Source organism: Thauera phenylacetica B4P, from assembly GCF_000310225.1.
In the GTDB taxonomy this organism is placed as follows: Bacteria; Pseudomonadota; Gammaproteobacteria; order Burkholderiales; family Rhodocyclaceae; genus Thauera; species Thauera phenylacetica.
Genome location: NZ_AMXF01000181.1, coordinates 1 through 8564 on the forward strand (window position 1 = coordinate 1; position 8564 = coordinate 8564).

At 72.4% G+C, this 8564-nt stretch carries 7 protein-coding genes; all 7 read right to left on the reverse strand.

Annotated elements, in window-relative coordinates:
• Positions 1-78: 78 nt before the first annotated feature.
• Positions 79-1521 (reverse strand): magnesium transporter, encoded by a 1443-nt coding sequence (mgtE, locus tag C667_RS17350; protein ID WP_004371933.1) that lies wholly within the window; start codon positions 1519-1521, stop codon positions 79-81.
• A 134-nt stretch (positions 1522-1655) separates the two neighbouring features.
• Positions 1656-2363: a monofunctional biosynthetic peptidoglycan transglycosylase gene (mtgA, locus tag C667_RS17355; RefSeq protein ID WP_004321314.1), complete on the reverse strand. Its 708-nt coding sequence runs from the start codon at positions 2361-2363 to the stop codon at positions 1656-1658.
• A 7-nt stretch (positions 2364-2370) separates the two neighbouring features.
• Complete coding sequence (gene aroE / locus C667_RS17360) at positions 2371-3204, reverse strand: shikimate dehydrogenase (RefSeq protein ID WP_004371937.1); 834 nt, start codon at positions 3202-3204, stop codon at positions 2371-2373.
• Positions 3205-3214: 10 nt separating this feature from the next.
• Positions 3215-4138, reverse strand: coding sequence for an energy transducer TonB (locus C667_RS17365; protein WP_004371939.1), 924 nt, complete (start codon positions 4136-4138; stop codon positions 3215-3217).
• A 7-nt stretch (positions 4139-4145) separates the two neighbouring features.
• Positions 4146-6053: a ribonuclease catalytic domain-containing protein gene (locus tag C667_RS17370; protein ID WP_004371942.1), complete on the reverse strand. Its 1908-nt coding sequence runs from the start codon at positions 6051-6053 to the stop codon at positions 4146-4148.
• 649 nt (positions 6054-6702) lie between these two features.
• The gene (gene rarD, locus C667_RS17375; RefSeq protein WP_004371945.1) at positions 6703-7572 is read right to left on the reverse strand and encodes an EamA family transporter RarD; all 870 of its coding nucleotides are present in this window, start codon (positions 7570-7572) and stop codon (positions 6703-6705) included.
• Between the two features lie 306 nt (positions 7573-7878).
• Positions 7879-8564: class I SAM-dependent methyltransferase (locus C667_RS17380; RefSeq protein WP_004371948.1), on the reverse strand; the 686-nt coding region annotated here is incomplete at its 5' end.

Consider the following 8564-nt stretch of genomic DNA (forward strand, 5'->3'; position numbering starts at 1 on the left):
GGGCCTGCCGCGCGGGCCTGCCGCGCGGGCCTGCCGCGCGGGCCTGCCGCGCGGGCCTGCCGCCTCACTCCTGCCGCCTCACAGCAGAAACAGCGTAGCCAGCCCCAGGAAGATGAAGAACCCGCCCGAGTCGGTGAGCGCGGTGATCATCACCGAGCCACCGAGGGCGGGGTCGGCGCCGAGGCGCTGGCGCAGCATCGGGATCATCACGCCGGCGCAGGCCGCCAGCAGCAGGTTCAGCGTCATCGCCCCGGTCATCACCAGGCCGAGATCGACGTTGCCGTAGAGCCACCACGCCAGCACGCCGAGCAGGCTGCCCCATACCACGCCGTTGATCAGCGCCACGCCGAGCTCCTTCTTGAGCAGGCGTGTCATCGCAGAGGGCTCGACCTGGCCCATCGCGATCGCGCGCACGATCATCGTCACCGTCTGGTTGCCCGAGTTGCCACCGATGCCGGCGACGATCGGCATCAGCGCGGCGAGCGCGACCAGCTTCTCGATCGAGTCCTCGAAGAGGCCGATCACGCGCGAGGCCACGAAGGCGGTGACGAGGTTGATCGCCAGCCAGGCCCAGCGGTTCTTCACCGAGCTCCACACCGAGGCGAAGATGTCCTCCTCCTCGCGCAGGCCGGCCTGGGACAGGATCTCGGCCTCGGACTCCTCGCGGATGAAGTCCACCGCGTCGGCCACGGTGATGCGGCCGATCACCCGCCGCTCGGAATCGATCACCGGCGCCGACACCAGGTCGTAGCGCTCGAAGGCCTGGGCGGCGTCGTCGGCCTCGTCCTCGGGGGTGAAGCTGATCACCGGCTCGGAGCGCATCACCTCGGCCACGGTCTTTTCCGGGTCGCTGATCAGCAGCGTCTCCAGGGTCAGGATGCCCTCGAGGTGGTCCTCGCGGTCGACCACGAAGAGCTTGTCGGTGTGGTCGGGGAGTTCGTCGAAGCGGCGCAGGTAGCGCAGCACGACCTCCAGGGTGACGTCGTCGCGTACCGTCACCATGTCGAAGTCCATCAGCGCGCCGACGGAATCCTCCGGGTAGGACATCGCCGCGCGCAGCTGCTCGCGGCCCTCGCTGTCGAGCGACTGGAAGACGTCCTCGATGACCTCGGGCGGCAGGTCGGGGGCGAGGTCGGCGAGCTCGTCGGCATCCAGCGAACCGGCCGCCGCCTTGAGCTCCTCGGGGTCCATCGTCTCGATGAGCGACTCGCGTACCGCGTCGGAGACCTCGAGCAGGATCTCGCCGTCACGCTCTGCCTTGACCAGGTCCCAGACATAGAGACGCTCCTCGCGCGGCAGCGCCTCGAGGATGTAGGCGATGTCGGCCGGGTGCAGACTGTCGAGCTTGGCGCGCAGCCCGGCCTCGTGCTGCTTGTGCACGAGGTTTTCCACCAGCTCGTGGCGCGGCATGTCCTGGCGATGGACGAGACCCTCCACCACCTTCTGGCGGGCGAGCAGATCCTGCACCTCCTTGAGGTGCTGCTGGACGTCGTCGGCGTGGAGTTCTTCGGGCTCGGTCATCGCGCGCAAGGCCGGCGGAGGGGCAAGTCGCGAATTCTACGGACTCCCCCCCGCGCACGCGACCCCGATCATGTGACAGAAGGCGAAAAATCGGCGGAGGGCCATTCCCGCCCCTCGCGCCTTGCGCGTCGCGCTCAAGGCACCTGCGAATTCGCCATCCGCCGTTGCACCCGCGCCGCGTGCGCGGCCAGGCGGGGGCCGAAGGTCTTCTCGTAGCGCCGCGGGTTGGGCAGCATCACCGCCAGGCGCGCGGCCTCGGCCGGGCCCAGGCTGGCGGCCGGGCGGCCGTAGTAGTGGCGCGCGGCGGCCTCGGCACCGAACACGCCGTTGCCCCATTCGGCCACGTTCAGGTACACCTCGAGGATGCGGCGCTTGTCCCAGGTCGCCTCGATCATCAGGGTGATCGCCGCCTCCTGGCCCTTGCGCAGCCAGGAGCGCGAGGACGACAGGAAGAGGTTCTTGGCGAGCTGCTGGCTGATCGTCGAGCCGCCGGCGGTGACGCGGCCCTCCTCGGCGTTGCGCTCCAGGGCGCGCTCGATGCCCTCCCAGTCGAAGCCGTCGTGGTCGAGGAAGCGATCGTCCTCGGCAGCGACTACCGCGCGCTTGAGGTGGATCGAGATGCGCTCGTAGGGCACCCATTGCTGGCGCAGTTCGGCCCGCGGATCGGCTTCGCGCAACTCGGCGAGGCGGATGCGCATGAAGCTCGTGCTGCCGGGATCGAAGCGGCTCCACCACACCACCTGGGTCAGCAGCACCGCCTGCCAGAACAGCGCCAACAGCAGCGCGACACCCAGCCCGCGGGCGACCCAGCCGAGGATGCGGCGCGGCGCGGGGATCGGCACGCTGGCCTCAGCCGGCTTCGATGAGCTGGCGCAGCTCGGCCAGCACCGGCGCGGAGTCGGGGCGCACGCCGCGCCACAGCGCGAAGCTCTCGGCGGCCTGCTCGACCAGCATGCCCAGCCCGTCGGCCACCCGCGCCGCACCGTCGGCGAGCGCGGCGCGCAGGAAGGGCGTGTGGCCGCGGCCGTACATCATGTCGTAGGCGAGCGCGCCCTGGGCGTAGAGGCCGGGCGGCAGCGGCGGCAGTTCGCCGGACAGGCTGGCGGAGGTGGCGTTGATCACGAGGTCGAAGCGCTGGTCGGCGAGCGCTTCGAAGCCGCAGCCCTCGATGCGCACCGTGCCGGCGTGGGCGGCGAAGGCCTGCGCCAGCTCCACCGCCTTGTGCCGAGTGCGGTTGGCGATGCAAAGGCGCGCGGGGGCGCTGTCGAGCAGCGGCAGCAGCGCGCCGCGGGTGGCGCCGCCGGCGCCCAGCAGCAGGATGCGACGCCCGGCGAGCGGGCAGTGCAGGTTGAGGCTGAGGTCGCGCACCAGGCCGGCGCCGTCGGTGTTGTCGCCGAGGATGCCGTCCGCGCCGAGGGCGAGGGTGTTGACCGCGCCGGCCGCCTCGGCGCGCGGCGTGCGCCGGTCGGCGAGGGCGAAGGCCTCGAGCTTGAAGGGCACGGTGACGTTGAGGCCACGTCCGCCCTCGGCGCGGAAGCGCGCCACCGTGCCGGCGAAGTCGTCGAGGGGGGCGAGCAGGGCTTCGTAGGCGAGCGCCTGCCCGGTCTGGCGGGCGAAGGCGGCGTGGATCCAGGGCGACTTGCTGTGGGCGATCGGGTTGCCGACGACGGCGTAGCGGTCCATGGGCGGGGTCTCAGTTGGCGCGCACCTGGTCGCTGTTGGTGAAGGTCCAGGTGCGGGTAATCTCGATCACGTCGTAGTCCTTGCGGATGTCGGGCGGGAAGGGCGAGTAGGGTGCGGCCATCTTCACGATGCGCAGCGCGGCGTCGTCGAGCACCTTGTGGCCCGAGCTGCGATGCACGCCCACCCGCTCCACCGTGCCGTCGGAGCGGATCGTCACCGACAGCAGCAGGCTGCCGTAGAGGCGGCCGCGCGCCGCATCGGGGTAGTTCAGGGTGCCGATGCGCTCGACCTTCTGCCGCCAGTCCTCGACGTACTGCGCGAAGCGGTATTCCTGCGCGCGCGCGCCGATGAACTTCTTGCGCGGGCGCTTGGCGAGCTCCTTGAGGTCGCGGTCGATCTGGGCTTCGATGCGGGCCACCGCGGCGGCGCTGTCGAGCAGGTCGAGGCCGCTGATCTCGCGCTGCGGCTCGGGCGTGGGCGCGGGCTGCTCGACCTTCTTCGGCGCCGCGGCGACCTTGGCCGGGGCCTTGTCGCGGGTGATCACCTGCTTCTGCTCGCGCACCGGCTCGGGCGTGCGGCGCTTGGCCTCGACCAGGGCGTCGCCGTCCTGGCGGTTGGGTTGCGGCGGCAGCGGCGTGCTCGCGCGCACCTCCTGCTCGGTGTTGCCGCCGGCATCGACGTTGGCCTGGGCGAGCACCTCGGCCTTTTCGGGCGCCTGGGCGTGGCGGGCATTGACCAGCACCACCTCCAGGCCCTTGTCGCGCGCCGGCTTGGCCTCGGGCAGGCGGAACTGGATCAGCAGCAGCAGCGCGTGCAGGCTGATCGAGACGATGAAGGCCGCCGCCAGCAGCGGACCGCCGAGGCGCTGCAGGTGCCCGTGCCAGGCGCCCGGCAGGGGGCCGGCGGGCAGGTTGGGGGCGGCGGTCGCGCTCATGCGTGGATCAGGCGAAACCGAAGCCGGTCTCGTCCACCGTCTCGGGATCGGGCTCGGCGAGCGTCTGCACGAAGCGCGCCTCGACCTCGACGTCGAGCAGGTCGGTGCGCTCGACGACGAGCTTGACCCGGCTGCCCGGCATCTGCAGCGGCATCGAGGGTACGCGGATCACCAGCGGGATCTCGGCGAGGCGCACCACGTTCTCGCGCAGCACCGTGGCCTCGACCTCGCCGCGGCCGTGCTGGCGCAGCCAGCGCAGGCACCAGTAGCGCTCCATGCCGCGCTGGAACTCGGCGTACTCGGCGTAGGTGAGCTCGAAGTCGCGCATCGCCGCCATCAGCTCGGCCGACTTGGGCGCGAAGGCGGGCGGCGTGTCCTGCAGCACCGAGATGATCTGCCATTGGTTGACCAGGTCGACGTAGCGCCGCAGCGGCGAGCTCGACCAGGCGTAGCAATCGACGCCCAGGCCTTCGTGCGGCGCGGCGACCGTGGTCATGCGCACCTTGCCGCCGCCCTGGGCGCGGTACAGCCCGGGGATGCCCGAGCGGTCGAGCAGCTTGCCCCAGGTCATGTTGGCGTGGATCATCAGCTCGGCGACGAGCTTGTCCATCGGCGAGCCGCGCAGCCGCCGGCCGATGCTGACGCGCCCCGGGCCGTCGGCGGTCTCCTCGGTCCAGTCCACGCTGAAGCCGAAGTCGATGCGGTCCTCGTTGCCGGCGGCCTTGCCGCGCCCGGCCTCGAGCACGGTGGCGAGGTCCCACAGCAGGGTGAGCTCGCGCTTCCACTGGAAGTCGGGGCCGCCGTTGTGGACGGTGTCGTCGTTGAAGACGGGCTCGATGTCGTGGTGGCGCAGGTTGGCCACGATCGGCACGAGCTCGACGCGGCTCTCCTCGCCGACGATCGCCAGCCCAGGGGTGATGTCGAGGTAGAGCGACACCGCCGGGCAGTCGCGGCCCTCGCCGAGGGTGAAGGTCTGCACGATCTCGTCGGGCAGCATGGTGATCTTGTTGCCCGGCATGTAGACCGTGGACAGGCGCCGACGCGCGACCGTGTCGAGCGTCGAGCCGCGCGCGAAGCCGAGCGCGGGCGCGGCGATGTGGATGCCGATGCGCCAGCCGCCCTCGGCGCGCGGTGTCACCGAGAAGGCGTCGTCGATCTCGGTGGTGGAGGCGTCGTCGATCGAGAACGCGGCAACCTCGGCGCGCGGCAGCGCGCTGGGGAGCACGGGCACCTCGAGGGCGGGGAAGGCGGTGCCCTCCGGGAAGTGCTCGAAGAGGAAGCGGTTGTAGTGGAAGTCGTAGCTCGACGCGAGCGCGCCGCAGGCCAGCAGCAGGCGCGCGGCCGACAGCCCGCTGTCGACGCAGGCGGCCTCGAGGGCCTTGATCTCGGGGCGGTTGCGGTCGGGGCGGTAGAGCGCCTGCGGCAGCAGGGCGGCGAGCTCGGGCGGCAGGCGCCCGGCGACGAGCTCGGCGCGCATGTGCTCGATCGCGGCGGCCTGCTGGCGCTTCTTCTCGAGGCCGGCGAGCGCGGCCTGGAGGATGTCGGCGGGGGCCTTGCGGAAGCGCCCGCGTCCCTTGCGGTGGAACCAGATCGGCGCCGAGTGCAGGCGCAGCAGCAGGGCGGCCGATTCGACCGCGGTGGGTGTGCGGCCCTGGTATTCGGCGGCGAAGTCGGCGAAGGCGAATTCGTCCTCGCCGCAGACTTCCCAGAGGAACTCGACGTCCAGGCCTTCGGCCTCGGCCTCGGCGCGCGCGAGCAGGTCGGACGGGCCGGGCTCGCGGAATTCCATCAGCACATGGGCGCGCTTGAGCTTCACCCGCTTGCCGTGGGTGTTCTCGACCTGCAGCGTGGCGTCGTTATCGGCGAGGATGGTCCCGGCCTTGAAGGCCCCGTCCTCTTCATACAGCACGAACATCGGCATCCGCCTGAAGAAAGCAAGCGCGCTAGTTTACTGGATTCGGGCCGCCGGCCCTATCGCGGGGTGCGAATGAGGGGCGATGGGGGGCGGAGGGCGGTCCGGCGGAACTCCGGTCTGGCGCGACTCCGGTCCGGCCGCGGCGCCGGGGTGGTGGGGGCCGCCTGCCGTCGCGGCCCCTCGCGTCGCTCGGGGCTGCCCTCGGTGGAGGACGCCGCGGGGGCGGCGACGCAAACTCGTCGCTGCGCCCCTCGGACATGCGTCGCCTTGTTTCCCCCGCGACGCCCTCCACCTCGGCGCTCCTGAAGTTGGCCCCCACCACCCCGGCCCCGCGGCCTCGCGAAGACGGCGGTGCGGCGACGACGGGCGTTGTCGTGTTCGGAGGCGCTGCATTCGCGCCTGCCGGCGCTCCTACAGAAACCGACGTGGCCCGGGGCCGTGTAGGAGCGGCGGCAGCCGCGAAGACGGCGGTGCGGCGACGACGGGCGTTGTCGTGTGCGGAGGCGCTGCAATCGCGCCTGCCGGCGCTCCTACGGAAACCGACGTGGTCCGGGGCCGTGTAGGAGCGGCGGCAGCCGCGAAGACGGCGGTGCGGCGACGACCGGCGTTGTCGTGCGCGGATGCGCTGCATTCGCGCCTGCCGGCGCTCCTACGGAAACCGACGCCGCCCGGCGCGGACCATGTCCGCCGAATACACCGCGAGCGCGAGCCAGATGAGCGCGAAGCCGACGAGCTGGGTGGTGTCGAAGGGCTCGCGGAAGAGCAGCACCGCCACCAGGAAGTTGAGGCTGGGGGCGATGTACTGCAGGAAGCCGACGGTGGCCAGCGGCAGGCGGCGGGCGCCGACCGCGAACAGCATCAGCGGGATGGCGGTGATCACGCCGGTGAGCGGCAGCAGCCACTCGGCCGGGTTGCCGCTGCCGAAGACGAGGCTGCCCTGCGCGTGCAGCCACAGCAGCCAGGCGAGCGCAAGCGGGGCGACCACCAGGGTCTCGATGAAGAGACCGCCCACGGCGTCCACCGGGGCGCGCTTGCGCAGCAGGCCGTAGAGGCCGAAGGTGCCGGCGAGGAAGAGTGGGATCCACGGCAGGCTGCCGAGCTGCCAGACCCGCCAGGCCACGCCGGCGCAGGCGATCGCCACCGCCGTGGCCTGCAGCGGGCGCAGGCGCTCGCCGAGGAAGATCGCGCCCAGCGCCACGCTGACCAGGGGGTTGATGAAGTAGCCGAGGCTGGCCTCGAGCAGGCGACCGGCGTCGATCGCCCAGATGAAGACCAGCCAGTTGCTGCTGGTGAGCAGCGAGGTGAGCGCGAGCAGGGCGAGCAGGCGCGGCTGCCGCAGCACGGCACCGACGCGTTCGAAACCGCCGGTGAAGCGCAGCGTGGCCAGCATCACGGCGAGCAGGAGCGCCGACCACAGCACGCGGTGGGCGACGATCTCGAACGGGGGGACGCTGCCGAGGGCGCGGAAGTAGAGCGGCGCCAGACCCCAGGTCACGAAGGCGGCGAGCGCGGCGAACATGCCCTGGCGCGCGGCGCGGGCGTCGGCTTCGGCGTGGGAGGCAGGGGGTGCCGCGGCGCGGGCGCGGGGCTGGGGGGAGGGCAAGTCGGGATCCGGGGAGCGAATGGGAGGAGGGGAGAAGCCTAAGGGCGGAAGGCCCGGGTCAGAGCGGAGGCCGGGGTCAGAGCGGAGGCCGGGGTCAGTGCGGAGGCCGGGGTAAGGGCGGAGGCCGGGGTAAGGGCGGAAGGCCGGGGTACCGGGAAGTCGGGAGAGAGGACCCCGGCCGCCCGCGCGCGGCGTGGACGGCCAGGGTCGGTCGGGCGAGGATCAGTCCGGTCGGCGGGCGCTCGCCACCAGGGTCCGGGCCGGCACCAGGAAGCCGCCGCGACCGTCGTCGCAGCAGTGGTGGGCGAGGTCGTCGACGACGGCTGCACGCAGCTGGGCCTGGACGGCCTCGGGCAGGCGGCCGAGCGCTTCCGCGGCGCCGCCGGCGAGGTCGAGGAAGGCCTGCCAGTAGGCTTCGGCGTCGGCGAAGTGGCAGGAGAACGCGCACGGGCGGATGTCGATGCCGTTGAAGCCGGCGGCGGCGAGGGTCGCGGCGAGCACGTCCGGCTGGCCGTAGCGGAACACCGAGGGGCGCGGCACCTTGGGCGGCGGCAGCAGGCGGGCGATGGTGTCCTGGGCGCGGTGGATCAGCGGCACGGTCTCGCGCGCGCCCCACACCGACAGCGCCACCCGGCCGCCGGGCACGAGCACGCGGTGCATCTCGGCGAGCGCGCGCTCGGGGTGCGGGAAGATGAACAGCGCGAGGCCGGCGAGCACGCGGTCCATGCTGGCGTCGGCGAGGCACAGGTGCTCGGCGTCGGCGGCGGCGAAGCAGGGAGTGTCGGCGTGTTCGCCGCAGCGGCGCGCGCCCTCGGCGAGCATGCCCTCGGCGATGTCGGTGGCGAGCACGACGCCGCCGGGGGCGACGCGCAGCGCGGCCTGGCCGGCGAGCAGGCCGGGGCCGCTGG

What these genes read in the sequence shown, in the direction of transcription:
- mgtE (WP_004371933.1), bottom strand. Translation starts at nt 1,521, where the DNA reads ATGACCGAGCCCGAAGAACTCCACGCCGACGACGTCCAGCAGCACCTC.
- aroE (WP_004371937.1), bottom strand. Translation starts at nt 3,204, where the DNA reads ATGGACCGCTACGCCGTCGTCGGCAACCCGATCGCCCACAGCAAGTCG.
- C667_RS17365 (WP_004371939.1), bottom strand. Translation starts at nt 4,138, where the DNA reads ATGAGCGCGACCGCCGCCCCCAACCTGCCCGCCGGCCCCCTGCCGGGC.
- C667_RS17370 (WP_004371942.1), bottom strand. Translation starts at nt 6,053, where the DNA reads ATGTTCGTGCTGTATGAAGAGGACGGGGCCTTCAAGGCCGGGACCATC.
- rarD (WP_004371945.1), bottom strand. Translation starts at nt 7,572, where the DNA reads ATGTTCGCCGCGCTCGCCGCCTTCGTGACCTGGGGTCTGGCGCCGCTC.